This window comes from uncultured Jannaschia sp., from assembly GCF_947494055.1.
Classification (GTDB): Bacteria; Pseudomonadota; Alphaproteobacteria; order Rhodobacterales; family Rhodobacteraceae; genus Jannaschia.
Genome location: NZ_CANLTR010000020.1, coordinates 1 through 25,140 on the forward strand (window position 1 = coordinate 1; position 25,140 = coordinate 25,140).

At 64.2% G+C, this 25,140-nt stretch carries 33 protein-coding genes and 1 pseudogene; 20 read left to right on the forward strand and 14 right to left on the reverse strand.

The window, feature by feature from the left end; translation table 11 throughout:
- Positions 1-242 precede the first annotated feature (242 nt).
- The 8 genes from Q1A87_RS14760 (at position 243) to Q1A87_RS14795 (ending at position 4,180) form a co-directional block, all read left to right on the forward strand.
- Positions 243-602 (forward strand): hypothetical protein, encoded by a 360-nt coding sequence (locus tag Q1A87_RS14760; RefSeq protein WP_299652731.1) that lies wholly within the window; start codon positions 243-245, stop codon positions 600-602.
- An 81-nt stretch (positions 603-683) separates the two neighbouring features.
- Positions 684-1,628: a zincin-like metallopeptidase domain-containing protein gene (locus Q1A87_RS14765; RefSeq protein ID WP_299652734.1), complete on the forward strand. Its 945-nt coding sequence runs from the start codon at positions 684-686 to the stop codon at positions 1,626-1,628.
- Complete coding sequence (locus Q1A87_RS14770) at positions 1,615-1,836, forward strand: hypothetical protein (protein WP_299652737.1); 222 nt, start codon at positions 1,615-1,617, stop codon at positions 1,834-1,836. The genes Q1A87_RS14765 and Q1A87_RS14770 overlap by 14 nt, the downstream gene beginning before the upstream one ends.
- Positions 1,833-1,958 carry a hypothetical protein gene (locus Q1A87_RS14775; RefSeq protein WP_299652739.1) on the forward strand — a complete coding sequence of 42 codons (126 nt, stop codon included), beginning with the start codon at positions 1,833-1,835 and terminating at the stop codon, positions 1,956-1,958. Before Q1A87_RS14770 ends, Q1A87_RS14775 begins: the two co-directional genes overlap by 4 nt.
- A gap of 101 nt (positions 1,959-2,059) precedes the next feature.
- On the forward strand, positions 2,060-2,290 hold the full coding sequence (locus Q1A87_RS14780; protein WP_299652742.1) for a hypothetical protein: 231 nt from the start codon (positions 2,060-2,062) through the stop codon (positions 2,288-2,290).
- Positions 2,291-2,382: 92 nt separating this feature from the next.
- Positions 2,383-2,679: a hypothetical protein gene (locus Q1A87_RS14785; protein ID WP_299652745.1), complete on the forward strand. Its 297-nt coding sequence runs from the start codon at positions 2,383-2,385 to the stop codon at positions 2,677-2,679.
- 88 nt (positions 2,680-2,767) lie between these two features.
- Entirely contained in the window at positions 2,768-3,166 is a 399-nt protein-coding gene (locus Q1A87_RS14790) for a hypothetical protein (protein WP_299652748.1), read from the forward strand.
- Between the two features lie 378 nt (positions 3,167-3,544).
- Positions 3,545-4,180 carry a class I SAM-dependent methyltransferase gene (locus tag Q1A87_RS14795; RefSeq protein ID WP_299652751.1) on the forward strand — a complete coding sequence of 212 codons (636 nt, stop codon included), beginning with the start codon at positions 3,545-3,547 and terminating at the stop codon, positions 4,178-4,180.
- Between the two features lie 213 nt (positions 4,181-4,393).
- On the opposite strand, the gene Q1A87_RS14800 is transcribed toward Q1A87_RS14795, so the two are convergent.
- Complete coding sequence (locus Q1A87_RS14800) at positions 4,394-4,651, reverse strand: metalloregulator ArsR/SmtB family transcription factor (protein WP_299652753.1); 258 nt, start codon at positions 4,649-4,651, stop codon at positions 4,394-4,396.
- Between the two features lie 146 nt (positions 4,652-4,797).
- Between Q1A87_RS14800 and Q1A87_RS14805 the strand changes: the two genes are divergently transcribed.
- The 4 genes from Q1A87_RS14805 to sulP all read left to right on the forward strand — a co-directional run bounded on the left by Q1A87_RS14805 (position 4,798) and on the right by sulP (position 8,415).
- Positions 4,798-5,232, forward strand: coding sequence for a YeeE/YedE thiosulfate transporter family protein (locus Q1A87_RS14805; RefSeq protein ID WP_299652756.1), 435 nt, complete (start codon positions 4,798-4,800; stop codon positions 5,230-5,232).
- 1 nt (position 5,233) lies between these two features.
- On the forward strand, positions 5,234-5,677 hold the full coding sequence (locus Q1A87_RS14810) for a YeeE/YedE family protein (protein ID WP_299652759.1): 444 nt from the start codon (positions 5,234-5,236) through the stop codon (positions 5,675-5,677).
- Positions 5,674-6,591, forward strand: coding sequence for an MBL fold metallo-hydrolase (locus Q1A87_RS14815; RefSeq protein ID WP_299652762.1), 918 nt, complete (start codon positions 5,674-5,676; stop codon positions 6,589-6,591). The genes Q1A87_RS14810 and Q1A87_RS14815 overlap by 4 nt, the downstream gene beginning before the upstream one ends.
- 72 nt (positions 6,592-6,663) lie before the next feature.
- A complete protein-coding gene (gene sulP, locus Q1A87_RS14820) occupies positions 6,664-8,415 on the forward strand; it encodes a sulfate permease (protein ID WP_299652765.1) in 1,752 nt (583 codons plus the stop codon).
- A 14-nt stretch (positions 8,416-8,429) separates the two neighbouring features.
- Here the strand turns inward: sulP and Q1A87_RS14825 are convergent.
- The 9 genes and pseudogenes from Q1A87_RS14825 to Q1A87_RS14865 all read right to left on the reverse strand — a co-directional run.
- Positions 8,430-8,532: pseudogene (locus Q1A87_RS14825) on the reverse strand (integrase); the annotation flags it as partial.
- A 220-nt stretch (positions 8,533-8,752) separates the two neighbouring features.
- Positions 8,753-9,232 (reverse strand): DUF411 domain-containing protein, encoded by a 480-nt coding sequence (locus tag Q1A87_RS14830; RefSeq protein ID WP_299652768.1) that lies wholly within the window; start codon positions 9,230-9,232, stop codon positions 8,753-8,755.
- Positions 9,233-9,270: 38 nt separating this feature from the next.
- Positions 9,271-11,604, reverse strand: coding sequence for a heavy metal translocating P-type ATPase (locus Q1A87_RS14835; RefSeq protein WP_299652771.1), 2,334 nt, complete (start codon positions 11,602-11,604; stop codon positions 9,271-9,273).
- A gap of 67 nt (positions 11,605-11,671) precedes the next feature.
- Positions 11,672-12,982, reverse strand: a complete 1,311-nt coding sequence (locus Q1A87_RS14840) for an APC family permease (RefSeq protein ID WP_299652774.1) — start codon at positions 12,980-12,982, stop codon at positions 11,672-11,674.
- Positions 12,979-13,653, reverse strand: a complete 675-nt coding sequence (locus tag Q1A87_RS14845; RefSeq protein ID WP_299652777.1) for a VTT domain-containing protein — start codon at positions 13,651-13,653, stop codon at positions 12,979-12,981. The genes Q1A87_RS14840 and Q1A87_RS14845 overlap by 4 nt, the downstream gene beginning before the upstream one ends.
- A 1-nt stretch (position 13,654) precedes the next feature.
- Entirely contained in the window at positions 13,655-14,041 is a 387-nt protein-coding gene (locus Q1A87_RS14850) for a DUF302 domain-containing protein (RefSeq protein ID WP_299652780.1), read from the reverse strand.
- Between the two features lie 16 nt (positions 14,042-14,057).
- Positions 14,058-14,186 (reverse strand): hypothetical protein, encoded by a 129-nt coding sequence (locus tag Q1A87_RS14855; RefSeq protein ID WP_281272860.1) that lies wholly within the window; start codon positions 14,184-14,186, stop codon positions 14,058-14,060.
- A 124-nt stretch (positions 14,187-14,310) separates the two neighbouring features.
- Positions 14,311-15,849: a multicopper oxidase domain-containing protein gene (locus Q1A87_RS14860; RefSeq protein ID WP_299652786.1), complete on the reverse strand. Its 1,539-nt coding sequence runs from the start codon at positions 15,847-15,849 to the stop codon at positions 14,311-14,313.
- A 72-nt stretch (positions 15,850-15,921) separates the two neighbouring features.
- Complete coding sequence (locus Q1A87_RS14865; RefSeq protein WP_299652789.1) at positions 15,922-16,320, reverse strand: hypothetical protein; 399 nt, start codon at positions 16,318-16,320, stop codon at positions 15,922-15,924.
- A gap of 135 nt (positions 16,321-16,455) precedes the next feature.
- Here Q1A87_RS14865 and Q1A87_RS14870 point away from each other — a divergent pair, with 135 nt between their 5' ends.
- Complete coding sequence (locus Q1A87_RS14870) at positions 16,456-16,863, forward strand: cytochrome c (protein ID WP_299652901.1); 408 nt, start codon at positions 16,456-16,458, stop codon at positions 16,861-16,863.
- Positions 16,864-16,979: 116 nt separating this feature from the next.
- Complete coding sequence (locus tag Q1A87_RS14875) at positions 16,980-17,378, forward strand: transposase (protein ID WP_299652903.1); 399 nt, start codon at positions 16,980-16,982, stop codon at positions 17,376-17,378.
- Between the two features lie 322 nt (positions 17,379-17,700).
- Here the strand turns inward: Q1A87_RS14875 and Q1A87_RS14880 are convergent, their stop codons facing one another.
- Positions 17,701-18,225, reverse strand: coding sequence for a hypothetical protein (locus Q1A87_RS14880; protein ID WP_299652792.1), 525 nt, complete (start codon positions 18,223-18,225; stop codon positions 17,701-17,703).
- A 502-nt stretch (positions 18,226-18,727) separates the two neighbouring features.
- On the opposite strand from Q1A87_RS14880, the gene Q1A87_RS14885 reads away from it, so the two are divergent.
- Together Q1A87_RS14885 and Q1A87_RS14890 are read left to right on the forward strand one after the other, a co-directional pair.
- Positions 18,728-18,976 (forward strand): hypothetical protein, encoded by a 249-nt coding sequence (locus Q1A87_RS14885; RefSeq protein WP_299652795.1) that lies wholly within the window; start codon positions 18,728-18,730, stop codon positions 18,974-18,976.
- Positions 18,973-19,290, forward strand: coding sequence for a hypothetical protein (locus Q1A87_RS14890; RefSeq protein WP_299652798.1), 318 nt, complete (start codon positions 18,973-18,975; stop codon positions 19,288-19,290). The genes Q1A87_RS14885 and Q1A87_RS14890 overlap by 4 nt, the downstream gene beginning before the upstream one ends.
- Before the next feature lie 208 nt (positions 19,291-19,498).
- Here Q1A87_RS14890 and Q1A87_RS14895 read toward each other — a convergent pair whose 3' ends face one another.
- Both Q1A87_RS14895 and Q1A87_RS14900 read right to left on the reverse strand, forming a co-directional pair.
- Positions 19,499-20,089 (reverse strand): hypothetical protein, encoded by a 591-nt coding sequence (locus tag Q1A87_RS14895; protein WP_299652801.1) that lies wholly within the window; start codon positions 20,087-20,089, stop codon positions 19,499-19,501.
- Between the two features lie 440 nt (positions 20,090-20,529).
- On the reverse strand, positions 20,530-21,558 hold the full coding sequence (locus Q1A87_RS14900) for an IS110 family transposase (protein WP_299652804.1): 1,029 nt from the start codon (positions 21,556-21,558) through the stop codon (positions 20,530-20,532).
- A gap of 174 nt (positions 21,559-21,732) precedes the next feature.
- Here Q1A87_RS14900 and Q1A87_RS14905 point away from each other — a divergent pair, with 174 nt between their 5' ends.
- The 4 genes from Q1A87_RS14905 to Q1A87_RS14920 all read left to right on the forward strand — a co-directional run bounded on the left by Q1A87_RS14905 (position 21,733) and on the right by Q1A87_RS14920 (position 24,494).
- The gene (locus Q1A87_RS14905) at positions 21,733-22,677 is read left to right on the forward strand and encodes a zincin-like metallopeptidase domain-containing protein (RefSeq protein WP_299652807.1); all 945 of its coding nucleotides are present in this window, start codon (positions 21,733-21,735) and stop codon (positions 22,675-22,677) included.
- Positions 22,664-22,912 (forward strand): hypothetical protein, encoded by a 249-nt coding sequence (locus tag Q1A87_RS14910; RefSeq protein WP_299652810.1) that lies wholly within the window; start codon positions 22,664-22,666, stop codon positions 22,910-22,912. The genes Q1A87_RS14905 and Q1A87_RS14910 overlap by 14 nt, the downstream gene beginning before the upstream one ends.
- A complete protein-coding gene (locus Q1A87_RS14915; RefSeq protein WP_299652813.1) occupies positions 22,909-23,031 on the forward strand; it encodes a hypothetical protein in 123 nt (40 codons plus the stop codon). Before Q1A87_RS14910 ends, Q1A87_RS14915 begins: the two co-directional genes overlap by 4 nt.
- Positions 23,032-23,408: 377 nt before the next feature.
- Positions 23,409-24,494, forward strand: coding sequence for a helix-turn-helix transcriptional regulator (locus Q1A87_RS14920; RefSeq protein ID WP_299652816.1), 1,086 nt, complete (start codon positions 23,409-23,411; stop codon positions 24,492-24,494).
- Between the two features lie 15 nt (positions 24,495-24,509).
- Here the strand turns inward: Q1A87_RS14920 and Q1A87_RS14925 are convergent, their stop codons facing one another.
- On the reverse strand, positions 24,510-25,112 hold the full coding sequence (locus Q1A87_RS14925; RefSeq protein WP_299652819.1) for a LysE family transporter: 603 nt from the start codon (positions 25,110-25,112) through the stop codon (positions 24,510-24,512).
- Positions 25,113-25,140 lie beyond the last annotated feature (28 nt).

A 25,140-nucleotide genomic window follows, 5' to 3' on the forward strand; every position in this document is an offset into this window, starting at 1 on the left:
GGACCCCACCAGCAACTCCGAAAGGGGGTGAGACCAACGAAGACCTTCGATGACTTCATCGCAGCGCGCCGGCCCGAAGCCTGGGCGCTGCTGAGGAAGGGCGGCCTGTCCACCAAGATCGCCCGCGCCTTCCTCCTTCAGCACGGGACCGTCTGACGACAGCCCCCGCCGTAGCCCCTCGCGGGGCTACGGCACCTCTATCCCATCCGGCGCGCTGGCGCCAAGAGACCTGGAGGCAGATCATGCCCGACTTCACCCGAACAAGCATCCGTCCTCGCCATATCAGGACGATCATGGACTGGCTGGAGCTGGCCTACGCAATCGACCGGCGCCGACTGTCGGCCGCGAAGTACGCCGCCGAGGCCCGGCATATGCGGGCGTTCCCGGTGGGCGAGATTGACGTCGAGATGGACGTGCAGCTTCTCGAGGGGATCGTCGCGCTCCTGAAGGGCCCGCCGCATCATTATCGCACCGGCTTCGAGCAGCCCCACCGGGGCGCACGGGGCGCGGCACCGCAGACCCCGATCATCGTGGCGCTGAAGAACCGCATGACGCGGCTGCGCGCGGCGGGCGTGGGCGGCAATCTCCCCCCGCCCGCGTGATCCCGAGACTCCCGGTCCCGAGAGGACAAAGGGGGCCTTTTTTCGTGGTGGATTTTCACCCCGGAGAAAGGACCCGGACCGATGGCCACCACGCAGAAACTCGATGTCGCCACGGAAGTGACGAACGAGATCATCGCCCTATTGGAGAAGGGCACGATGCCGTGGCGGCAACCGTGGCGGATCGCGGGCGGCGGTGTGCCGCTGCGCCACAACGGCGAACGCTACCAGGGTATCAATGCCTTCCTGCTTGGCCTGCGCGCGACGATGATGGGCTACAGCTCGCCCTACTGGATGACGTTCGCTCAGGCGAAATCCCTCGATGCGAGTGTCCGCCGCGGGGAGAGGTCTTCCATCGTCGTGTACTATGGCACCGCCAAGAAACGCGGCGCGGAAAAGAGCGATGAAGGCAGCGATGCCGGTGGCGAGGACGACGGGCGCGAAGGCGGCAGCTACCGTTTCCTGAAGTCCTACCGGGTCTTCCACGTCAGCCAGATCGAGGGGTTGGATGCCTCCTACCACCCCGAGCCCGAGGGTGATCCGAGCGACGGTCCAACGATGGACCCGGACGCCCAAGCGTTCTTCGACGCAATCGACATCGACGTGCGCTACGGCGGGGACCGCGCGTGCTACATCCCGTCTCTCGACCAGGTTCACATGCCGCCGCTGGATCGATTCGAAAGCGCGGGCGCATTCATGTCTACCCTGACCCATGAGATGTCTCACGCCACGAAGGCGAAGCACCGGCTTGATCGCAGCTTCGGCGTTTCCAGCTTCGGCAACGAGGCTTACGCGAAGGAGGAGCTCGTGGCATGCGTAAGTGAGGCGCTGATGGGTCAGCGCATGGGTTTCTATGCCGATCATATCGACAATCACGCGGCTTACATCTCGTCGTGGATCCAGGTCCTCAAGACCGATACCCGGTTCCTGTTCACCGCGGCTGCCCACGCGCAACGGGCAGTAGACTTTCTCGTCGCTGCATCGGAAGCCGGCACGAAGGCGAAGGGGGCGATCCATGAGGCAGCGTGATCCGGTCGGTGGCCACAACGAACGCGTCAAGCTGCTCGGGTCCAGCATTAACGCCATCGGCCTCGCGTTCATTGCGCTCGGTGTCGTCCGCCCGATCGTCGATGCCACCGTCAGCTTGGACCTGAACAGCCTGATCTATCTTGTCGGCGCGCTGGCCTTGCACGGCCTTGCCCATTACATTGTCAGCCAAGTGGAGATCGACAAATGACCATCGAGACGATCATCATCGTAGGCGGCGGCCTGGCTCTCGGCATTGCGGGCGCACTCTATGCCCGGTGGTCGCGGGCACAACTCGAGCGCGAAGACCGGCGCAGGCGACCCGCCGAGTAACCGCCCCGCCTACCACCAGACCAAGACGCGAGGCCCCCGCATCGAGAGATGAAGGGGGCTTCTTTTCGTTTGGATTTGGACCGAACGGAAAGGACGACACCATGATGATCACCCGCACCTCCAAGCTGACGGGCACGGAACGCACCCGCGAGATCGACCTGACGCCGGCGCAGCTCGCGGTGTGGGAAGACGGCGAGCTGATCCAAGACGCGGCGCCGCATCTCTCCGACGCGGACCACGAGTTCGTGATGACGGGCATCACCGCCGAGGAATGGACGGCGGTGTTCGGCGACGGCGACGCGGAGGACGCGGAGGCCGGCACGATCCACTAGACCGGGCCAGCCCCGGCCCGAAGCCCCCGCCCGAGAGGGAGTGGGGGCTTCTTTTCGTTCAGGCCCGAGCTGACCGGAAAGGATACCCCCTCATGCCAGACCGCATCCGACACGTCGTCGCCCTCTACGAGATGGACCGCACATATGGCGGCCCGGAAGAAGGTGGCTGGTGGTACGACCACGGCGCGCTCTGCCGCGTTCTCAAGGTCGTGCCGTCGGCCGACGCCGCCTACACCCTCGCCGCCCGCGCCAACCGGCTGATGAACCGTCTCCAGAGGGGCAAGCGCGACATCGGCTCGATGGCCTACACGGGCGGGCGCTACGCGGCCTGCGTGTTCGAGCATACCGCGCCGCGCGTCTTTCCGGAGATCCCGCCGCACTACGAATGAGCCGCCCGGCCTGCCGGAGCCTCCCGCCCGAAAGGGTCGAGGGGGCTCCTTTTCGCGTGGACTGAAACCCCACCGAAAGGAGCCTGTCATGGCCCAGAAACGCCTCGTCCACGCCAAGCGCATCTCGCCCACGCATATCCGCGAACTCGACGTCCACTACGACCGCGGCGGGATCAACTACTTCGACTACAGCACCAAGCCGAAGGGCATCTTCTTCCGCTCGACCGTCTACGAGCATGAGGAGGGCTCGGTCTTCAAGACCTACAAGATCGGCATCGGCGAGCCGCAGCGCGGGGTGGGCTACATCTGCGTCGTCCCGCTCGACCGCTATTGTCCGAAGGCGCTCAAGGACGTCCGTCAGCGCGTCGAGACCCATGCCGAGCGCATCCATGCCCTCTGCGACCAAGGCGACGCCGAGGCGCTGGCCGAGCTGAAGGCGATCCTGGCGGGCGAGCCGGTGCCATCCTCGGCGGAGGCGGGAGCATGAACGCTTGGATACTCCGCCGCCTGCGCGCCGAGACCCGGGCGTGGTGGGCGCATGTGGCGCTGCGCGAGAGGGAAAGCATCTGTCTTGAAGCGCAAGTTCGAAACGACGCGATGAGCCTGACCGGACCGGAGACCTCCAACTATCGGAGGTCCGGTCGGGCGGCGTCGAAGCGAAAGTGGCCGTTCGTCCTGGCCGCGGCGAACGCCTGCTTCGAGCCCATTGCAGAAGTGCCAAATCCTTGCTGCGCTGCTGCTCGCAGTAGAACCGCAGCTGCGTTGCGGCGCAGATCCACGCGGCGCAGCAGCGAACACTTCGGACATTCACGCGGTGTGTCAGCTGCGCAAGATGATAGGTTCGCGCAGAACTCTGGAGGCCATAATGACCGGTGAGCGGAACGATCATTGGGAACGCGTCTACGCGACGAAAGACGAAGCCGAAGTCAGCTGGTATCAGGACACCCCCTCCGTCTCTCTCAAAATGATCGAGAGGGCAGGGGTAAACCGCGATGCGGCGATCGTCGACATCGGCGGCGGGGCCTCGAACCTGGTGGATGCTCTGCTCGATCGCGGCTTCACAGACCTGACCGTGCTCGATCTCTCAGAGATGGCGCTTCACGTCTCGGGGAAGCGTCTCGGCGCTGCCGCCGAACAAGTTCAGTGGATCGCTGCCGACATCACCCGATGGCAACCTGAACGACATTATACCTTCTGGCACGACCGGGCCACGTTTCACTTTCTGACCGATCCGCGGGATCGAGCGGCCTATCTCGCGGCCCTGAAGGCTGCGGTCCCGAACGGAGGGTGGGCGATGCTCGCGACATTCGCTCTCGACGGTCCCGAGAAATGCAGCGGTCTGCCGGTGGTCCGATACAGCCCGGACACGCTGGCTGTATGCCTGGGGTCCGAGTTCACTCTCGTGAACCAGCGTCATCACCTGCATGCGACACCGGGTGGTGCGAGCCAGTCCTTCCAGTTCAGCTTGTTCCGGCGCGAGCCGGTAACCCATGCTCAGTAGCGGAGAACTTACGCCGCGCTCTTGAGACCTGCCGAGCCCACGCCGCTGCACTACGCGGTCGGCGGAGCGGTCTGGACGACAGAGCCGCTGTGGCTCTGGGACTGAAACGGGGCCTCCGCCTTTCGCAGGAAAAGATCGGCCCGTTCGTGAAGGACGACGCCGAACGTAAGGCGAAGGTCGGAATTCTCGGGCGAGTGTACCGGCCTGTGCTGCTTAGTCCGCCTCGCGGGCGCAATAGAGCCCGTGCAGCGTTTCCAGCACGGCTGCGACCTCTCGTCCCTTCACACCGTAATAGATTGTCTGCCGGTCGCGCCGTCCCTCGATCAGGCCGGCGTCCTTCAGGCGTTTGAGCTGTTGCGACATCGACGACTGCGACATGCCGCAGGCTTGCGCCAGCTCGCCCACCGAACGCTCGCCATCGAGCAACCGACACAGGATCTGCAAGCGCGCCTCAGAGGCCAGCATCTCCATCAGCGCTGCCGCCCGTGGGATATCCCCCTCGAGGAAGTCAGTGGTTTGCATTTTAGACCTATTGAATATTAGGAAGTAATAATATATAGGAATTCTGAGACAGATCAAGCCCGACGGCGCAGGTCGTCGTATCACGGAGTCGCAAGATGGAAACCTCATTCACCCCTTGGCTGTCGCTTGGCGGCGGCCTGTTGATCGGGGCCTCGGCGGTGCTGCTGATGGCCACGAACGGCCGCATCGCCGGCATCAGCGGCCTCACCTCGCGCGTCTTCGCGCGCTCCACCGACAGCGAGGCACGCGGCGTCTCGGCCCTGTTCGTCCTGGGCCTGCTTCTGGCTGCGCCGATCTGGCTGCTGACCTCCGGCGAATGGCCGCAGCAATGGGTGCCGTCGAACCCCGCCCTGATGGCGGTTGCGGGCCTCCTCGTGGGCTTCGGCGCGACATATGGCAATGGCTGCACCTCGGGCCACGGCGTCTGTGGCATCAGCCGCGGCTCGCTTCGCTCGGTCGCCGCCACCGCGACCTTTATGACAGCGGCCGTCGTCACAGTCCTCGTCACACGTCACCTGATCGGAGGCTGAGATGAAACAGTTCTTCGCGCTTCTCTCCGGCCTGATCTTTGGCTTCGGCCTGATCCTCTCGGGAATGGCTAACCCGGCCAAGGTTCTGAACTTCCTCGATGTGTTCGGCACCTGGGACCCGAGCCTCGCCTTCGTCATGGGCGGTGCCATCGCGGTGACCGCGCCAGGCTTCGCGTGGCTCACCCGCAGCCGCTCGCGCCCCTTCTTCGACACCGAGTTCCGTCTCCCGAACCGGACCGATATCGATCCGAGGCTGTTGTCTGGCGCGGTGCTGTTCGGCATCGGCTGGGGCCTTGGCGGATTCTGCCCCGGCCCGGCGCTGACCGCGCTGCCGATCGCGGCGACCGGCACGCTGGTCTTTTTCCCCTTCATGCTGGCCGGCATGTGGCTGGCCCGGCACACACCCGACCTCTCCCTGCCTTTCCGCAAAGGAGCTACGCAATGACCGATCCCCTGAAGAGCCGCGTTGTCCGCCATTCGCCCTCGACCGGCGAAGGCAGCCCCGACGTCTGGGGCATTTACGAGCCCGATACCGGTTCAATCCAGTACATCTGTGCCGATCCGAAGACGCGTCAGGCAGCGTTGATCGACGTGGCTTGGAACTTCGATCACAAGAATTACCGCTTCTCGACTGAGAGCATGGATCAGGTGCTCGACATCGTGCGCGACAACGACCTGACAGTGCAGTGGGTGCTGGATACCCACCCCCACGCAGACCACGTCATGGCCTCGGCACATCTCAAGGAGCGCACGGGCGCTCCGAACGCAATTGGCCAGAAGGTCCACGACATCGCAAGGCTGTGGGAAGAGATCTACAACTTGCCCGGCGCCTTCGTGCCCGACCGCGACTTCGATCACCTGTTCGCGGATAGCGAGACCTTTCGGATTGGCGATCTCGAAGCGCGGGTGATGCTGTCACCCGGTCACACGCTGGGCTCGATCACCTATGTCTGCGGCGACGCGGCCTTCGTGCACGACACGCTGATGCATCCCGACGCCGGCACCTCGCGTTCGGACTTCCCCGGCGGCAAGACCACTGAGCTGTGGGACTCGATCCAGGCCATCCTCGCGCTGCCCGGCAACACGCGCCTGAATGTGGGCCACGATTATGGCACGAAGGAGCGAAAAGAGCCGATGTGGGAGGCCACGGTGGACGAGCACAAGGCGCACAACATCCATGTGAAGGACGGCACGGAGCGCGAAGCCTTCATCGAGCGCCGACAGGCACGCGACAAGACGTTGGCGCTGCCGAACCGCATCCTCGCCGCGTTGCAGATCAACCTGCGCGGCGGGCGGCTGCCCCCGGCCGAGAATGACGGCAACCACTACCTGAAGCTGCCGGTGAACCGTTTCGACTAATTCGATGGGCGGCCCGGTGATCAGTCGCGGGCCGCCCATCCTTCCAATCCATACAAGTCGGATCGCTCCGGAATGACCCTTCCTCCGCTGTCGCGCTACCTGCCGATCCTCGACTGGGGACGGCGCTACGACCGGTCGACCTTCACCGGCGACATGGTCGCCGCGGTGATCGTCACGATCATGCTGATCCCGCAATCGCTGGCCTACGCACTTCTGGCAGGCATGCCGCCGGAGGCCGGGATCTACGCCTCGATCGCGCCGATCGTGCTCTACGCAGTCTTCGGAACCTCCCGCGCGCTGGCAGTGGGCCCCGTCGCGGTCGTTTCGCTGATGACGGCGGCCGCGGTGGGCAATGTCGCGGCCAGCGGCACGGCGGGCTATGTGGCCGCCGCGCTGACGTTGGCCTTCCTGTCCGGCGCCTTGCTACTGGCACTGGGGCTGTTCCGCCTGGGCTTTCTCGCCAACTTCCTGTCGCACCCGGTGATCGCGGGCTTCATCACCGCGAGCGGCATCCTGATCGCGGCGAGCCAGCTGCGCCACATCCTGGGCATCCAGGGCGAGGGCCACACGCTGATCGAGATCCTCGCCGGCATGTTTACGCATCTGGGCGAGACCAACCTCGTGACCGTGGTCATCGGAGTCTCGGCCACAGCTTTCCTGTTTTGGGTTCGCAGAGGGCTGAAGCCATTGCTCCGCCGCCTCGGGCTGGGGCCGCGCATGGCCGATATCGGTGCCAAGACCGGACCCGTTCTGGCCATCGTCGCCACCACTCTCGCGGTCTGGGTCTTTGATCTGAGCGAGCGTGGCGTGGCCATTGTCGGCGAGGTGCCCCAAAGCCTTCCGCCGCTGACGCTCCCGTCATTCTCGCCCGATCTGCTCTCACAACTCTTCGTGCCCGCGCTGCTGATCTCGATCATCGGCTTCGTCGAAAGCATCTCGGTCGCGCAGACGCTGGCGGCCAAGAAGCGCCAGCGCATCGACCCGGATCAGGAGCTGATCGGCCTCGGCGCCGCGAACATCGGCGCGGCCTTCACCGGAGGCTTTCCGGTCACCGGGGGCTTCTCGCGTTCGGTGGTCAACTATGACGCCGGCGCGGAGACACCCGCCGCCGGGGCGTTCACCGCCGCGGGGCTGGCGCTCGCTGCGCTGTTTCTCACGCGGTTGATCCACTCCCTGCCCAAGGCGACCTTGGCCGCGACAATCATCGTCGCTGTTCTGAGCCTCGTGGATTTCTCGATCCTGAAACGCGCCTGGAACTTCAGCCGGGCCGATTTCGCCGCCGTCTCGGTCACGATCCTGCTGACGCTCCTCCTGGGCGTCGAGGTCGGAGTGACGGCGGGTGTCGTCACGTCGGTCCTTGTGCATCTCTATAAGACCTCACGCCCGCACATGGCGGTGGTGGGCCGGGTGCCGGGGACCGAGCATTTCCGCAACGTGCTGCGCCACGAGGTTGAGACCCAGCCGCACGTGCTGTCGCTGCGATTGGACGAGAGCCTCTATTTTCCGAATGCTCGCTATCTCGAAGACCAACTGGCAGCTTTGGCCGCTGACAAGCCGGAGCTCACCGACGTGGTGCTGATGTTCGCGGCAGTGAACGAAATCGACCTGTCGGCGCTGGAATCGCTCGAGGCGATCAACACGAGACTCAGGGACGCCGGCATCCGGTTGCACCTGAGTGAGGTGAAGGGCCCGGTGATGGACCGGCTCAAGCGCAGCCATTTCCTCGACGAACTGACCGGCGAGGTGTTCCTCAGCCAACATGAGGCAGCCAGCGAGCTGGCGCCACAGCAGAGACAATTGGCCAATGCCAAGGAAGAACAATGATATCAGTCAGCGAGTATTGAGATCTGGACGGGGTCATGACCGCGAAGCTTGCTGTTGATGGCCAAGTTGAACAACGTGAGATCGCGCAGATTCTCCGATAGTTCGAGCCGCGCGGATCGCCCAGACCTGCTTCGGCTGTCCAACGCCGGGGGTGCTTCTGACCTGGGCGGCCTCGGGGTGTGTAAAGCCAGGAGTTTCAGGCGAGGGCGGCTGGGCACTTGTCTCTGCTGCCCGAGAGATCGGCGATCAAGGAGGTGCTGAGCGACTACGCGGTGATGCGGGAGCAGACGCGCCTGTGTTATCGTCCTTGATTAGAAGCGGAATCGCAGCTTCAAGGTCACGCAGCAGCGTAGCTGGTGAAAACTTCGGTCGATCCATCGCCTCGGATGAGGAACACGTCGTAGGCCTCGCGCTCACGTTCCGGCCCCATCCCGGGCGAACCATAGGGCATACCCGGCACTGCGAGGCCAATAGCGTCAAGGCGTTCCTCCAGAAGACGGCGAATGTCGGCAACAGGCACGTGGCCTTCGATCATGTAGCCATCCACGCGGCCCGTATGGCAGGAAGCCATCTCCTGCGCGATGCCGTTGTCGAGCTTGTAGCGCATCAGAAGCGTCCCGGCGCTCGCCTCCGTCGTGACGACGAAGCCGTCGTTTTCGAGGATCTCGATCCATGCTGAGCAGCAGCTGCAGTTGGGGTCCTTCATCACGTGGATCGCCGGTTCGGTGCCTTGCGCCAAGGCACTGAGGGGCGATGCAGCCAATAGTGCCGTCGCTCCGACGAGGGTCTTTCGGCGAGAAATAGTATCGAGCCTCATTTGGGTTTCCTTTCTGATTGGTGTGGTGTGCTGTCGGGTCAAAGATCGATCCGGCGCAGCCGCAGGGCGTTGGTGATCACCGAGACCGACGACAGGCTCATCGCCGCCGCCGCGATCATCGGCGAGAGCAGCAGGCCGGTCACGGGGTAGAGCAGTCCTGCTGCGATGGGGACGCCAAGGGCGTTGTAGGCGAAGGCGAAGAACAGGTTCTGCTTGATGTTGCGCAGGGTGGCGCGGGCCAGCTTGCGCGCCCGGACTATGCCCATCAGGTCGCCGCCCAGCAGGGTAATGCCGGCGCTTTCCATCGCCACATCCGCGCCCGTGCCCATGGCGATGCCGACATCGGCGGCGGCCAGTGCCGGCGCGTCGTTCACCCCGTCGCCGGCCATCGCGATCTTGTGGCCCTCTCGGCGCAGCTGGTCGATCAGGTCCTTCTTCGCCTCGGGCAGGATGCCCGCGCGTACTTCGTCGATCCCGAGCTTGTCCGCCACGGCCTGCGCGGTGCGCTCGTTGTCGCCCGTCGCCATGATCACCCGCAGCCCCTGGGCGTGAAGTTCTCGAATGGCCTGCGCGGTACTGTCCTTGATCGGGTCGGCGACCGCCACGATGCCGACGAGCGCGCCATCGAGTGCGATGAACATCGCCGTCTTGCCCTCGGCGCGCAGGGTGTCGGCCTTTGACTCGGCCTGCGCGGTGTCGAGCCCCATCTCCCGCATCATCGCAGCGTTGCCGAGCGCCACCGCGCGCCCACCGACCCGGCCCTGTACGCCCTTGCCAGTGACGGCGTCGAAGTCCGTGGCCTCCTGACGCGGCGCACCCTGCGCCTCGGCTCCCTCGACAATCGCCTCAGCCAGCGGGTGTTCGGAGCCACGCTCCAGCGCTGCGGCCAGCGACAACAGGTCGGTCTCGGTGACGTCCCCGAGCGCAACCGTATCGGTCAGCTTCGGCTTGCCCATGGTCAGCGTGCCGGTCTTGTCGACGATGAGCGTATCGACTCCTGCCATGCGTTCCAGCGCCTCGGCGTCCTTGATCAGCACGCCCGCCTGCGCCCCGCGTCCCGCCGCCGTGGTGATGGAGATCGGTGTCGCCAGCCCCAGGGCGCATGGGCAGGCGATGATCAGCACCGACACAGCCGAAGCGATGGCGAAGACGAGCGCGGGCTCTGGGCCGAAGATCGTCCAGACGATGAAGGCTATGATGGCGATGGCGACAACGGTTGGAACGAAGACCGCCGACACCCGGTCAGCCAGACCCTGGATCGGCGCGCGCGAGCGCCGCGCGTTCGACACCATCGCGACGATCTGCGCCAGCACGGTATCGGACCCGACCTTGCCCGCCTCGATCACCAGAGAGCCGTTCTTGTTGATCGTGGCCCCGGTCACAGTGTCGCCCGGGCCCTTCTCCACTGGCATCGACTCGCCGGTCAGCATGCTCTCGTCCAGGGATGATCGGCCCTCGATCACGACACCATCGACCGGAACCGCGTCGCCGGGACGGACGCGCAGCCGGTCGCCCTCCATGATGTTCTCCAGCGGCGCATCGTATTCAGTGCCGTCCGGCAGGATGCGCCGCGCGGTCTTCGGCGCCAGATCCAGAAGCGCGCGGATCGCATCCCCGGTGCGTTCTCGCGCTCGGAGTTCCAGCACCTGGCCCACGAAGACCAACGCGACGATCACCACCGCCGCCTCGAAATAGGTGCCGACGCCGTGGCCCATCCGGTACTGTTCCGGAAACACCCCCGGCAGGAACGTCGCGACGAGCGAGTAAAGGTAGGCCGCCGCCACGCCGATGCTGATCAGCGTCCACATGTTTGGGCTGCGGTTCACAATGGAGTCCCAGCCGCGCCGGAAGAAAGGCAAGGCGGCCCAGAGGATGATCGGCGTTGCCAGCACGAACTCGAGATAACTTGCGGTCTGATGCCCGATCCAGTCGCGCACCGGCAGCGCGACCAGTTCACCCATCGTCAGGATTATGAGCGGCACCGCCGCCGCCGCCGAAATCCACATCCGACGCGTGAAGTCGGTCAACTCCTCGCTGGGTTCGTCCGAGGGGACCATCGGCTCCAGCGCCATGCCGCAGATCGGGCAGGACCCCGGCGCATCGCGAACGATCTCCGGATGCATCGGGCAGGTGTACTGGACGTTGGCCGGAGCCGCCTTCTTCTGCCGGGCGGCCCGGCCCGAAGCGTAGAACCACGGATCCGCCTTGAACTTCGTCTGGCACTTATCCGAGCAGAAATGAAAGGTCTCGCCCTGGAACTCGGCGTGACGCCCGTCCGGTTTGACCGCGACCGTCATCCCGCAGACCGGGTCCTTTGCGGTATTCGCCCCCGCCGGAATGTCGGGCGCCGCGTGATGATGCTCGTGCTCCATGGTCTGCCAGCCTTTCGAACTCTTGTTTCAGCTTGCGGCATCCAGCCGTTGGAAGCTCAAGCCCTTTTTAGTGATGGTCGTGAGCGTCTTCCGTGGCGGGATTGCGTGCGAGGAAGATCCCGACAAACAGGAACACCAGCGCCATGCCGAGCGCGCCCAGGACGACAATGAGGGGGTCGGACTGCCACTTAATCGCGGCGAATGCGGCCAGCACCACGGCATCAAGTGCGATGGCCGTCACCAACACCCAGCCCCGCGCGCCGATTTTCTCACGCAGATGCCGGAACACGCCGAAGTGGATAATCATGTCCATCACCAGGTAGAAGAAGGCCCCGAGCGAGGCGATGCGGCTGAGATCGAAGAATACCGTTAGGGAGCCTGCGATCACGACCGTGTAGACGAGCGTGTGGTCCTTGATCGTGCCCGGCATCCCGAAATGGCTGTGCGGGATCATTTTCATGTCGGTCAGCATCGCCAGCATCCGCGAGACCGCGAACACGCTGGCGATCAGACCTGAGGCCGTGGCCACCAACGCCAGCGCCACGGTCAGGTAGAAGCCGGTCTGACCGAGGGAGGGCTGGGCCGCTTCGGCCAGCGCAGAGTCCTTCGCCGCCACGATGCGATCGAGCGGCAGGCTGGAGCCGACCGCGAATGCGACCAGCAGGTAGACGACGACGCAGATGGCGATGGACAGGACTATGGCCCGGCCCACGTTCAGATGCGGATTGGTCACCTCGGCGCCGCTGTTGGTGATGGTCGTGAACCCCTTGAAGGCGAGAATGGACAACGCGACCGACGCCACGAACCCACCCGCACGAAAATCTCCGCCCGACGCTTCGAACGAGATGCCGCTGGCCCACAGACCGGCCGCCCCGAACAGCGCAATGCCGCCCACCTTGAGAATGGCCATGATAATGGACAGCAGCCCGACCGACCGGTTGCCAGAGACGTTCACGAGATAGGCGAAGACGATCAGCCCCACGCCGAGGACCGGCACGAGAATGCTGTCCGGATCGCCGCCGAAGGCTCGCAGGGTGTAGGTTCCGAAGGTGCGAGCGACGAGGCTTTCGTTGATGACCATCGACAGCGCCATCAGGAGAGCTGCGCCCGCCGCGACCGTCGTCGGTCCGTAGGCTTTCTTCAGGATCATCCCGATGCCGCCCGCAGACGGGTATGCGTTCGACATCTTGATATAAGTGTAGGCGCTGAAGGCGGTCACGATGGCGCCGACGACGAACGAGAGCGGGAAGAGAGGCCCGGCGAGTTCGGCGATCTGGCCGGTCAGCGCGAAGATGCCCGCGCCGATCATCACGCCGGTGCCCATGGCTACCGCACCAGGAAGGGTGATGCTGTTCTTCTCGTAGTCGCTTTTCGTCATGGATCTTCCTTTTCAGGCTTTTGCCGCAGCGCCACCCAGAGCAGCGGCAACCCCGTCAGAAACCCGAGTCCGAGCACCGCCCATGTCGCGCGCCCGAGGTCTCCGCTCACCGCCTCACCGCCGAAATGCGCCAGCAGGAAGCTTGCCGGTATGATCCCCGCCAGTGTTGCGACGGCGAAACGCCAGGCGTGCAATTGGCTCAGTCCGGCCGCGTAGCTGATCATGTCGAAGGACACGAAGGGCATCAGGCGGCTGGCAAAGACCGTCGCCGTCAGAGCGTTCTGCGAGCCGAGCAGCCCGGCATCGACGCGGGCGCCGAACACCCGCCGCAGAGCGTCATGCCCCAGAACCCGCGCCAGCCCAAAGGCGATCAGTGCTCCGAGTTCCGCGCCCATCACGACCTGCACCGTGCCCCAGACATGCCCGTAGGCCGCTCCGGCCGCCAGCGCGATCGGCGCGCTCGGAATGGGGCTGGCCACGACCGCAAAGGTCATGAACGTGACGATCAGGACCGGCCCCCAGAGACCGGCGCGCGCCACCAGCATTTCCAGACGCTCGGGCTCCAGAAGGTCGCGCGCCTCGGCGAATACCGAAGGCGCGAACTGCCAGACAGCGAGCAGTCCGATCCCGAGGATCGCAAGGCCCGTGAGGATGGCGGCGCGCAGGCTCATCTCAGATCGCCGCGACGGCTTTCGCCAGGAGGGCGCGCACCTCGCCCGCCCCGGCCATCAGTTCGGCGTTCTCGATCGCCTGCATCGATGCCACAGGATCGATAGCGCTGACCTCGACGCCACCGTCCACCTCGCGCAGGATGACGTTGCAGGGCAGCATCGCGCCAACACGCGGCTCGATCCCGATGGCCTGATGCGCCATCTTGGGGTTGCAGGCGCCGAGGATGCGATAGGCCGGCATCTCGACATCCAACTTCTTTTTCATGGTCGCCTTGACGTCGATCTCTGTCAGGACACCAAAGCCATGATCCGCCAGCGCCTTTCGTGTGCGAGCGTCGATGTCGTCGATACCCGCGTCGGCGATCATTCGATTGATCGTGTAGGTCATTTCCAAGTCTTTTTTCTCATTTCCGAAGGTATTTGATCAGTGCCGCTATGGCCAAAACCACCAGCACGAGGATCAGCAGGCCGAAAAGCCAGCCAAACCCCATTCCGAAACCCATTCCAGAGCCCATGTCGTTCCAGTTCATCATCTCATTCTCCTGATTTTCACCCGCAAGGTGCGCCTATTGACCGGCTCTCACGACAACATGGGGCAGGACAGCACAGGATCGGTGGCGGGACGTCGGGGCGCCCTGTCCGGACGCCCCGCCCGGATCAGACCGACGCCGTGACCGCGAACTCGGTCATCATGCCGGTCGCAAGGTGCGGCATGTGATGGCAATGCAGCATCCAGCGCGCGGCTTCGCCCGCGTCGAGCGCCACGTCGACCATCGACATCGGCGGCACGTGAACCGTGTCGCGCAGCGCACCGGCGACACGCCGTCCGTTCAGGCCGACGACCTGGAACACATGCCCGTGCAGATGCATCGGGTGGGCCATCATCGACATGTTGTGGAACGACAGCACGACCCGTTCGCCCCTGCGCACGGCGACTGGCTGATGCTGGCCCCAGACGGCCCCATTGATCGTCCAGACATAGGGCTGCATCGAGCCGCCCAGCATCAGCATCTGGCTGCGGTCCACGGGTCGAACCGGCAGGGCGTCCAGCGCGATGAGGCGCGCCTCCTGCGCAAGATCGGTGTCGAACGCGGGTGCCGCGGTCTCCGCCATGGCATCGAGGCACCGAACCTCGGCACCCTGCGTGGCGAGGATAAGGCCGGTGCGCTCCCGCGCGCCTTCGCGCAGTGCAAGGATCGGCCAGGCGCCACTTTCGTTCGGCAGGTCGATCTCGATGTCCAGCCGCTGGCCCATCGCCAGGCCGAACCGGCTGCCCGGCAGGGCGTGCACCGCATGGCCGTCTACTGCGACGAGCCGCGCCGCGGCCGCCCCGGTGTCGATCCAGAACACCGTCGCCGCAGCGGCGTTGATGACCCGAAGCCGGATACGGCCACCGCGCTCGACCTGGACCACCTCCGGGTCCGACAGGGTCCGGTCATTGGCGAGATAGGCGTCCCAGTCATAGTCGTTCAGGTCCATGGCCATGCCGCCCATCCGGCCGCCCATGCCCATCATCCCGCCCATTCCGGGCGTGTTCCCCATCGGCATGCCGCCCACGGCGCCGTGATCCATGCCTTGCATCGCCCCCATGCCTCCCATGGGAGCGCCCTGATCGGGCACTGCGCCGGCGCCATGGCCTGCGCCGTGCCCGACGTCATGGCCCCCGTTGATCTCGGCCAGAACCTCTTCGGGGGTCTTGAAGGAGAAATCATGCAGGAACATCACGACCTCCTGCCGGTCGGCGGTCAGATCCTCCTGGGAGCGCACGATCAGCGGCGCGGCGAGCAACTGCATCTCCTGCGTCGGCACATGGCTGTGCATCCAGTGGGTGCCCGGCAGCGCCTCGAAGTCGTAGGATCGGGTCTCACCGGGGGCGAGAAGGGGCATCGGCATGTCCGGCACGCCGTCCTGCGCATTTGGCGGGATCTGGCCGTGCCAGTGGATGATGGTGCCGACATCGAGATCGTTGGTCAGATCGACCCGGAACCTCTGGCCGGGGTCGAGGATCAGTCCCTGACCGCCGGGGCCGGCAAGCCCGAAGACCGTGGCAGCGCGACCGTCGATGTCGAGCGTGCGCGTCGCAGCGGAGAGGCTGATCGGTGCCACCGCCTGCGCAAAGGCGATGCGGGGCATCTGTGCAGCGCCAATGGCGGCCGCACTTGCGGCAAGAAAGCCGCGTCTTGAAAGCGTGTTCATTGTCGTCTCCTCGGGACTTATGTCCCGTTCATCAATACCGATGGGACGCCGCGGGCGTCGGCCCGGGCGCGCTCAGAGGAGACGGAGTTTGGGAGGGCGTTCGTTCAGTCCCGGCGCACGGCTGACGTGGATTGCCTCGGACGCGACGTCATGACTTGCGGCGCCGTGGGCGTGCCCGGCTTCGCCGCCTGCCGACGTCAGAAAGGCCGAGAGGCCTGCGCAGACGAACTCGCACATCTCGGCATCGGCCGATCCACACTGCTCTCCAGCGTCACAGTCGAGGCCCGCAATGGCCGGAGCGTGCATCATATCGGCGACATGCATCGAGTGATCCACACCGGAATTCATGCTCATGCGTGTCGCATGCGCGGAGGTCACCGTCGTCACCACGGTGATCGCGAGTATGGCAAGCATGGTGACGACACGTGCGAGCATGCTGCAAAGATAGGCATTGCTCACGAGAATGTCCATTGTCGCAGGCGCCTCGCCGCTGGCACAACGTGGTCTCGACCAAACGCGAATGTTATTCCGCAGTGATCGGGGACAGACGTCTTGAAAAAAGCTCTCCGAAATACTGTCGGGATCGGTCTGGTCGTCGGAGGTGTGATCCTCGCGGTCTTTGCCGGCTGGCGTTATGCCGGTACCGCATCCACCGCCGTGGCGTCGGCGGACATCATCGCGCAAGGACGCCAGATCTATGCGGATCAGTGCGCCGCCTGCCACGGCGCGGACCTGGAGGGCCAGCCGGACTGGCGCTCGCCGCTTCCGTCCGGCCGGTTGCCCGCACCGCCGCACGACGAAAGCGGCCACACATGGCACCATCCCGACGAGGTCCTGTTCCGCATCGTCAAGGAAGGCACCGCCGCCATCGTGGGGGGCGGGTACGAGAGCGACATGCCCGGCTTCGCAGACGTACTGAGCGATGCGGAGATCCGTGCCGTTCTCGACTACATCAAGAGCACATGGCCAGAGCGCGAGCGCAGCTATCAGTTGGAAGTCTCGCGCTCCGGATGAGGGGGGCACGAAACGGAGGCCGCATCCGGTATCCTTCTCGTCCGGTTTCAAGGACAAGAAGGGCCCCTGTAACGTTACTTGGAACAACGGATTTGTAACACTGAACTTCAGTCGTAATTGGATCTTTAGCGGTCTTCGACCGCGACGAACCGGAGTTCGCCGCCAAGGGACTGCACCGGATTGCCGAGCCTTACCGCATTGAGACGGAGATCCGTGGCATGGGTGCCTACCAACGACTGTCCGCTCGTGACGCCCGTAGCGGACTCTTCGTCGCTGAGTTCGGAGCCTGGCTGCAGGCACAACGTCTCCGAATTTCGGCCAAGTCACGCCTCGGCGAGAAGCTGACCTACATCCATCGCCAGTGGGGCGGTCAGCAGACATTCATCGATGACGGCCGCGTCGACCCCGACGCCTACCTGAAGGCCTGCCTCGAAGCCATCTCTGCTGACCACCCGGCGAGCAGGATTGGCTCACTGCTCCCCTGGGATCTTAAGCCGTCTGCTGATCCCGCGTGAGGCGGAGACATCGCTTGCGAGGCCGAAATCCAAGAGCGTCCGTTCGTTCAATTGCGGAGAAAGCTCGCTTTGTCCGTATCGGCGGCGCTGCGACGAGGCGCAGCGAAAGGTGGGATTAGGTTCCCTGGTCCGGCGCAGCCTTCAACGACCGCTTCCGTGATCTGCGCCGCGGCGCAGAACCCTGCGTGCTGCGGCTGCGAGCGACTCCATCGTCATGCTGCAGTTGCATCGGTAAGTCGCCGAACGACCGGAAAGTCCCGCATTGCCGACCTTCCAGCGTCACGCAGCGAACGGCAGCTTCGCATGGCACCCCCGGCCCGCGCTACCTCGACGACCCCCGCCACTGGTCTGCGGCGAGCCGCAGATGCGGACAGGCCCGGACCAGATCGACGGCCTCGCGCAGCGTCGGCAGGTGCATCCGCACGATCGGATCGCCCGCCGCGATGAGACGTCCCTTCGACATCGCGAAGCGGTGCGTCACCCCGGCGAGGTCGTCGCTCGTCCGCCGGTTCGCCGGATCGCCCCGCTTCCCCTCGACCGCGATCACCAGCCGGACCGAGTAATGCTCGCCGCCGATGTCGGCGGGCGGGGCCGGGAAATCGTCGGCCGTCACCCCGACCAGGCGGAGCTCGACGCAGGACAGAACCAGCCGGCAGGCGTCGGCCAGGTCCTCGACGAAGACGAAGGTGACGGCGTTGTAGGGCTGGACGTAATGCCCGCCCCGAAGCCGTGCGAGATAGGGCGGCAGGTAGCGGTAGGCCGTGGCCTCGGCCGCGAGACGCACGGCGAAGCAATGCGGCGCGTACTCGTGGCGGCGTGGTCGGCGGGTGCCCATAGCCGAGAACAATAGCAGAACATCCGCCGGGGCAAGCGGTGCCGCCGCGTCTTCACCGCGAGCGGTGTGCCTGGCCGTGCCCGTCCCGCGAGAGAGGGAAAGCAGGCTTCTTTCGGGATGAGTGTCCGGGAGGAAGAGACGGGGACGGTGCGCCACGGCGAGGCCGACCCACGATCCCTACTGCGACACACCGGACCGGCCGGGCGGCGACCCAGCCTCGGCCGAGGCCGAGCCTGCCCGCGCAGGCTCAAGGGCGCATCAAGACGCCCCACCGGGACCCCACCAGCAACTCCGAAAGGGGGTGAGAACACTGAAAACCTTCGATGACTTCATCGCAGCGCGCCGGCCCTACCTCAAGCGCTGCTGAGGAAGGGCGGCCTGTGTGGCCAGATCGCCCGCACCTTCCTCCTCCAGCACGGGACCGTCTGACGACAGCCCCCGCCGCAGCCCCTCGCGGGGCTGCGGCACCCATACCGCATCCGGCGCTGCGGCGCCAAGCAGAATGGAGGCCCTCATGCCCGACTTCTCTCGACACAAGCATCCCGTCCTCGCCGTACCCTGCGGCGACTGCCGCGCCGCCGCCGGCGCATGGTGCAGGCGCCCGAGCGGCCACCGCGCGGCCGATCTGCACCTGTCCCGACGCATGGCCGCGGATCGCACCTTCGTAACGCAGCACGGTCCCGACGCGACGATCCGCTACGACGCCGATCTCGGTCGCTGGCAGGTCGAGGCCGCCGAGACCTGCGCCCCGGCGGTCTCGTGACGATCGCGAACTGGCTGGCGATGGTGTTCACGATCAAGGGCCGCCGTATCTCTGCGGCGAGATACGCCGCAGAGGCCCGCCATATGCGCGCGTTCCCGGTGAACGAGATCGAGGTCGAGATGGACATGCAGCTCCTCGAACACGTCGTCGCGGTCCTGAAAGGTCCGCCGCATCACTTCCCCACCGGGTTCGAGCGGCCCCACCGGGGCGCGCGGGGCGCAGCGCCGCAGACCTCGATCATCGTGGTACTGGCGAACCGCGTGACGCGGCTGCGCGCGGCCGGCGTGGGCGGCAATCTCCCCCCGCCCGCGTGATCCCGAGACTCCCGGTCCCGAGAGGACAAGAACATCTGTCTTGAAGCGCAAGGCCTGAAGTCAGGCGGCGTCAAAACCAAGAACAGGCGATTCTATTCCCTCAGATGTAGGCAGCCGGTAAAGCAGAAGCTGTCGTTCGTCCCGGCTGCAGCGACCGAGGGTTTAGAACGCATCATGGAACTCGATAGGGCTGAATCAGATAGCCCATTTAGCGCGGGGAAGGCAGAAATTCGTTCAGCAAACTACGAGCATCCTCGCCAGTAAACGCAGTAGCTAGGATTTTTCCGATCCATTCGCCATCGCTAAAGGAGCGGCTTGTACCGGCTATTGGACCAAGAGACTCAGCGATCGACGAATATTCGGGCATCGGTTGTCCGATCATTTCAACGATATCGGTGAGAGCGTTTTTCATGGACGGAGGGTATTTTTTAATACAAGCAGTTAGCGTCTCTTCGATGAGCTCGTCCTCGATGATCAAGAAGAAGAGGTCTGCAGGATCGGCGCTCTCGTAAAATGATGTACCTATCACAACGGCCTTGGGAGCTTTTTCCCAATTCGAAAAAACTCCACGCATATACTCAAGCGTAATGTCAGGATGTCCTGAGCAGAACACTATGCGCTGCGACGTCGCTATCTCCTGTTGTTGTAGGCCCGGTTCAGAGGCCACTTGTCCCAAGCCAGCCATCAAGAAAAGTAGTGTAAGGAACGTCCGAGCAGGCGCAGTAGGGAATCTCGTCCTGCGGGATAGCCGTGCAGCAGAACTTGCCGCTGCCAGGAAATCAAGAATACGTGGTATCAAGGCTTCATTCGATGCTCAGATCGTTCTGGCGCCACGCCACCCTAGCTGAGGCAGTTCTGGCTCTTGCCCTTTCGATGAAGGGTCTCACGGGTTGACTGAACTGAGTTCTCGAAACGGCCTCAGCTGACACCGCCATCCGCCGTTCCTTGACCTCGGCTGCGCGTGATTTCTATCCGGTCGTATCCTGCTCCCGGGGTGTGAGGGCCATGAACCTTTTCAGGACGACTTTTCTTCACACTTCGAACCCTACGATAAACGAAAAGCAAGAACGCAGGAATTAATAGTGGCACCACTATTAGAACTATCTGGTTTCCAGACATTGCACGCCTTCGTAATATAGCTATGCGTTAGTGATTATGACATCTTCGTTGCTGCTCCAAGCGGAGAGGCATGGCTCAGTCATGTATGACATACCTTCAGTACCACGGCAAAGTTCCGTTCTACGGCGGCGTCGGCGACCAAGCTCGATCCTCCTTTAGCAGTGTGTTCGCGAGGAGGAGCAACTTCCGCATGGCAGCGGTGATCGCAATCCTGAAAGGTTTTCCTGCCTGTCGGAGCCGACCGTAGAAAGCCGCAAGATCGCGGTTCCAGCGGACGGCGACCACGGCCGCCATGTAGAGCACGTTACGTGCAGCGACGCGCCCGCCGCGGATCATCCGTCGTCCCCTCATCGTGCCTGAATCCCGGTTCATCGGTGCGACGCCCGCAAGCGAGGCGATCTGCGCCGCGGTCGCAGAGCCCATCTCCGGCATCTCAGTAAGCAATGTTGTAGCGGTGACGGCACCGATTCCCGGAATGGAGGTCAGGATCTCATATCGCCGGCGGATGTGCGCATCGGATCGGACCAGGTCGAGAAGCGTAGCCTCGAGTTCGTCGTATTGTGTTCGGCACAGGGCAAGCCTCGCCTCGATCTGACGTTGGACGATCTCCACGGTGGTCTCGGACAACTGTTGCTCAAGCATGACCCGCTGCGCGACGAGCTGTCGTCGCGCCACGGCGATCTCGCCGATCTGTGCCATGACTTCGGAGGGCGGCTCGCTGGGCAGAGGCCGTATGGTGGCCCCGAAGCGCGCCAGGACTTCGGCGTCGATCGTGTCCGTTTTGGCGAGCCGTCCGATCACGTCGGCAAAGCGTCGAGAGCGGTAAGGATTGATCACCGCGACCTTGATCCCTGCGCCGTGCAGCGCGAGCCACGCCGCCCGGTGATACCGGCCGGTTGCCTCCATCACCACGATCGACGGAGAAACCTGCGCAAGCCGCCTCGTCAGCCCGGCAAGGCCGCGCTGGTCGTTGCAAACGCTGAATTTCGTACCGGCGGGATGGATGAAAACGTCGAGCGTTGCTTTGCTGACGTCGATGCCGACGACGGTAGCATCCTCGTCTTCGATCGGTGCCTTTCCTTGTATCCGGGACATCGCTGACTCCCCTCTCATCTGTGCAGGCCAAAAACCGTATCGGGGACCGGCCATTGCTTTCCCGCGGCCCTGCAAGACCAGGGGGCCTGCGGCCCGATCCCCGCCGGAGGGTGGCATAGGACAGCACCTCCCGGGAGACGGTCTGCGCGGGGCGGACGTCCCGCGGGAAAGATACAAGGGGGCCTTTTTTCGTGGTGGATTTTCACCCCGGAGAAAGGACCCGGACCGATGGCCAGCACGCAAAAACTCGACCCCGCCACGGAGATCACCAACGAGATCATCGCCCTACTGGAGAGAGGCACGATGCCCTGGCGGCAGCCGTGGAAGATCGCGGGCGGCGGCGTACCCCTGCGCCACAACGGCGAGCGGTATCAAGGCATCAACGCCTTCCTGCTCGGCCTGCGGTCGACGATGATGGGCTACAGCTCGCCCTACTGGATGACGTTTGCTCAGGCGAAGGCCCTCGACGCGAGTGTCCGGAAAGGAGAGCGGTCCTCTATCGTCGTCTACTACGGCACCGCCAAGAAACGCGGCGCGGAAAAGAGCGATGAAGGCAGCGATGCCGGTGGCGAGGACGACGGGCGCGAAGGCGGCAGCTACCGTTTCCTGAAGTCCTACCGGGTCTTCCACGTCAGCCAGATCGAGGGGTTGGATGCCTCCTACCACCCCGAGCCCGAGGGTGATCCGAGCGACGGTCCAACGATGGACCCGGACGCCCAAGCGTTCTTCGACGCAATCGACATCGACGTGCGCTACGGCGGGGACCGCGCGTGCTACATCCCGTCTCTCGACCAGGTTCACATGCCACCGCTTTCCCGGTTCGAAAGCGCGGGCGCATTCATGTCTACCCTGACCCACGAGATGTCTCACGCCACGAAGGCAAAGCACCGACTCGATCGCAGCTTCGGCGTGTCCAGCTTCGGCAACGAGGCATATGCGAAGGAGGAGCTCGTGGCATGCGTAAGTGAGGCGCTGATGGGTCAGCGTATGGGGTTCTATGCCGATCACATCGACAATCACGCGGCTTACATCTCGTCGTGGATCCAGGTCCTCAAGACCGACACCCGGTTCCTGTTCACCGCGGCTGCCCACGCGCAGCGGGCCGTGGACTTTCTCATCGCGGCGTCGGAAGCCGGCACGAAGGCGAAGGAGGCGACCCATGAGGCAGCGTGACGACCTGGCGGTCCACAACGAACGGGTGAAGTTCTATGTGAATATCTCGAACGCTGTCGGGCTCGCCTTCTTCGGGCTTGGCGTCGCACGACCGCTGGTGGATGCGACGGTTCCGATCACGTTCTGGGTGATCGTTTACTTCGCCGTCTCTATCCTCATGGGGGCAAATGCCTATATTGCTCTTGGTGGTCTGCAGAAGGACGCAACCGACTTGAACAGGGAGACGCGCAAATGACCGGGCAACTCATCCTCATCGGCATGGCCCTGATCTTCTCTTTCGGCGGCCTTTACTGGTCGCGGTGGTCGCAGAAGCGGCTTGATCGCGAGGACCGACGGGAACACCCCGCCGAGTAACCGCCCCACCTACCACCAGACCAAGACGCGAGGCCCCCGCATCGAGAGATGGAGCATCTGTCTTGAGCGCAAGCCCCGAAATGTCGCGACGAGCCTGACCGGACCGGAGATCTCTAACTATCGGAGGTCCGGTCAGGCGGCGTCCAAGCCAGAGCGGCCGTTCGAGCAGCGATCGGCGAATGGCGGCTCCGAGCCCTTTTCTACCAATCCTGCAGCTAGCCTGAAGGTCAGCATCGGCGTTTCGCAACTTAGCTAGTCGCGATAGGACAGAGTTAGCCGCTCATGTTAACGCCGCGCGAGATTTTCTAAAGAAAATCTTTTACAGGTTTTGAAATGTGGAAGCTTAAGCGTTCACGGGCATTCCGAAAGGATACGTCATGCCGAGCATAGACGATTTGGCATTGACCCAACGAATGGCCTGGGAGGTTGCGGAAGGAGCCGGTCCCGAAATGGCGGCGCGGGTCATGTGCGATGTACTAGGAAGATGTGATGCGTTTGCCTCGCTCGTTGATCCGGCGACCGGGGGCGGAATGGCAGAAGGCTTCGCTTATCTCGACCCGGACCTGATGGAAGTGATGGCAAGGGACTTCGGAACGCCAGAGACCAATCCTATCATGGGAAGCGTATCCCGTATGCAGACAGGCAAGTTCCTCCATTGCTCCGAAATTCTCGATCTCTCACGGCTTCGCATGACTCGGTTCCACGCCGACTGGTGGATCCCGAGCGGTGTACGCGACCACGCTGGTGGCTATTTGCTACAATCGCCGGACGGGCGTGTGGTCTACGTCACCTTGGGTTGCTTGGGCGACCGTGACTGGTTCGATGCTTCCGAACTGCGCTACGCCAGTGCGGCCTGTGAGAGCATGGCGCGGGCACTCCGTGCCTCTGCCGCGTTCGCACATAAAGCTGCCTGCGCTGATGTCGCGGGCCGCACACCGGATCCTTGCTGGCTACTTGATCGACGTCGGGAGATCCGGATCTTGAACGGACCGGCGCGCGAAATAACGGAGGACGGTGGCGGTCCGTTGCTCCGCGACAAGGGAATCCTAATGCCAAGAGACCGCCGGTTCGCGGCGCGGTTCGAAGAAACGGTCGCGGCAGTGTGCGACGGCCTGTTCGGGGATCGCAGCCTCGTCGTCACCGAAAGGGTGGGCGTTGCGCATCTCACCATCGAAGCCGGTCCGCGCTATCGCGATGAACGCAGCGTGCTCGTCACGCTGCGGCGGCCACGGCCGATGGCATGGAGTGCCGAGGGTCTGCGCGACGCTTACGATCTGACACCTCGCGAGGCTGACGTGGCGATGGCCCTCGCGGCGGGGGCGCGACCGGCGGAGATTGCGCAGGCACTCGGCCTGACGGTCGGATCGGTCCGCATTTACCTCAAGCGCATCTTTGCCAAGACTGGAACCGATGGGCAGGGACCGCTGATTTCCCTTCTCATGGGCGGGCGCCTCTCCGGATGACATGCGTCTGCCCCGCTAACCGATAAGAACGGGCGCCAATGCCAAGACGAGTGTCGTTCCAACAGTAAGGTTTAGTACACGGACCATCTTTGGCCCTCGCAGCCAAGCCGCCCCGGCATGGCCGACCAAGAGCCAAGAACCGCCTCCTAGCAGCACGGACGGAAAGGCAACGACGAAAAAAGCGATGGCGTGTCCGATCCCGCCGGTCTCGGCTGTGCAGAACAGCGCCGCTGCCGCCAGACCCGTGATTACCGCTTTCGGATTGACGATCTGAAACGCAAAGGCGTCCCAGAACCCCGCAACGCCGGCATGACTAGCAACACCCCCCAGCTTGCGCATCAGCCGCCAAGCCAGCCAGAGGGTCGCGGCCACGGCGATCCAGCGGCCGATCTGGATCACCAGCGGGTCGAGTTCCGCCAGGATACGGACGCCGGCCGCAATAGCTCCCTTCATCGCCGCATTTGCAGTAGCGAGACCCAGTATGACCGGCACGCCCGCGCCAATCCCGAGCCGGGCGCCAACCGTGAGCAGCAGGGCAGCGTTGGGGCCCGGGGCCGCCGTCGTAGCGAAGACGAACAGAACCATTGCCGGCGTTATGATCTGGAGGGCATCTATCACAGTTGATATTCCGATCGATCTGTTGGCT

Excerpts from the sequence above, each read along its gene's own strand:
- Q1A87_RS14760 (WP_299652731.1), top strand. The coding sequence starts at position 243 with ATGCCCGACTTCACCCGAACAAGCATCCGTCCTCGCCATATCAGGACG.
- Q1A87_RS14765 (WP_299652734.1), top strand. The coding sequence starts at position 684 with ATGGCCACCACGCAGAAACTCGATGTCGCCACGGAAGTGACGAACGAG.
- Q1A87_RS14770 (WP_299652737.1), top strand. The coding sequence starts at position 1,615 with ATGAGGCAGCGTGATCCGGTCGGTGGCCACAACGAACGCGTCAAGCTG.
- Q1A87_RS14775 (WP_299652739.1), top strand. The coding sequence starts at position 1,833 with ATGACCATCGAGACGATCATCATCGTAGGCGGCGGCCTGGCTCTCGGC.
- Q1A87_RS14780 (WP_299652742.1), top strand. The coding sequence starts at position 2,060 with ATGATGATCACCCGCACCTCCAAGCTGACGGGCACGGAACGCACCCGC.
- Q1A87_RS14785 (WP_299652745.1), top strand. The coding sequence starts at position 2,383 with ATGCCAGACCGCATCCGACACGTCGTCGCCCTCTACGAGATGGACCGC.
- Q1A87_RS14790 (WP_299652748.1), top strand. The coding sequence starts at position 2,768 with ATGGCCCAGAAACGCCTCGTCCACGCCAAGCGCATCTCGCCCACGCAT.
- Q1A87_RS14795 (WP_299652751.1), top strand. The coding sequence starts at position 3,545 with ATGACCGGTGAGCGGAACGATCATTGGGAACGCGTCTACGCGACGAAA.
- Q1A87_RS14800 (WP_299652753.1), bottom strand. The coding sequence starts at position 4,651 with ATGGAGATGCTGGCCTCTGAGGCGCGCTTGCAGATCCTGTGTCGGTTG.
- Q1A87_RS14805 (WP_299652756.1), top strand. The coding sequence starts at position 4,798 with ATGGAAACCTCATTCACCCCTTGGCTGTCGCTTGGCGGCGGCCTGTTG.
- Q1A87_RS14810 (WP_299652759.1), top strand. The coding sequence starts at position 5,234 with ATGAAACAGTTCTTCGCGCTTCTCTCCGGCCTGATCTTTGGCTTCGGC.
- Q1A87_RS14815 (WP_299652762.1), top strand. The coding sequence starts at position 5,674 with ATGACCGATCCCCTGAAGAGCCGCGTTGTCCGCCATTCGCCCTCGACC.
- sulP (WP_299652765.1), top strand. The coding sequence starts at position 6,664 with ATGACCCTTCCTCCGCTGTCGCGCTACCTGCCGATCCTCGACTGGGGA.
- Q1A87_RS14830 (WP_299652768.1), bottom strand. The coding sequence starts at position 9,232 with ATGAGGCTCGATACTATTTCTCGCCGAAAGACCCTCGTCGGAGCGACG.
- Q1A87_RS14835 (WP_299652771.1), bottom strand. The coding sequence starts at position 11,604 with ATGGAGCACGAGCATCATCACGCGGCGCCCGACATTCCGGCGGGGGCG.
- Q1A87_RS14840 (WP_299652774.1), bottom strand. The coding sequence starts at position 12,982 with ATGACGAAAAGCGACTACGAGAAGAACAGCATCACCCTTCCTGGTGCG.
- Q1A87_RS14845 (WP_299652777.1), bottom strand. The coding sequence starts at position 13,653 with ATGAGCCTGCGCGCCGCCATCCTCACGGGCCTTGCGATCCTCGGGATC.
- Q1A87_RS14850 (WP_299652780.1), bottom strand. The coding sequence starts at position 14,041 with ATGACCTACACGATCAATCGAATGATCGCCGACGCGGGTATCGACGAC.
- Q1A87_RS14855 (WP_281272860.1), bottom strand. The coding sequence starts at position 14,186 with ATGATGAACTGGAACGACATGGGCTCTGGAATGGGTTTCGGAATGGGG.
- Q1A87_RS14860 (WP_299652786.1), bottom strand. The coding sequence starts at position 15,849 with ATGAACACGCTTTCAAGACGCGGCTTTCTTGCCGCAAGTGCGGCCGCC.
- Q1A87_RS14865 (WP_299652789.1), bottom strand. The coding sequence starts at position 16,320 with ATGGACATTCTCGTGAGCAATGCCTATCTTTGCAGCATGCTCGCACGT.
- Q1A87_RS14885 (WP_299652795.1), top strand. The coding sequence starts at position 18,728 with ATGCCCGACTTCTCTCGACACAAGCATCCCGTCCTCGCCGTACCCTGC.
- Q1A87_RS14900 (WP_299652804.1), bottom strand. The coding sequence starts at position 21,558 with ATGGCCGGTCCCCGATACGGTTTTTGGCCTGCACAGATGAGAGGGGAG.
- Q1A87_RS14905 (WP_299652807.1), top strand. The coding sequence starts at position 21,733 with ATGGCCAGCACGCAAAAACTCGACCCCGCCACGGAGATCACCAACGAG.
- Q1A87_RS14910 (WP_299652810.1), top strand. The coding sequence starts at position 22,664 with ATGAGGCAGCGTGACGACCTGGCGGTCCACAACGAACGGGTGAAGTTC.
- Q1A87_RS14915 (WP_299652813.1), top strand. The coding sequence starts at position 22,909 with ATGACCGGGCAACTCATCCTCATCGGCATGGCCCTGATCTTCTCTTTC.
- Q1A87_RS14920 (WP_299652816.1), top strand. The coding sequence starts at position 23,409 with ATGCCGAGCATAGACGATTTGGCATTGACCCAACGAATGGCCTGGGAG.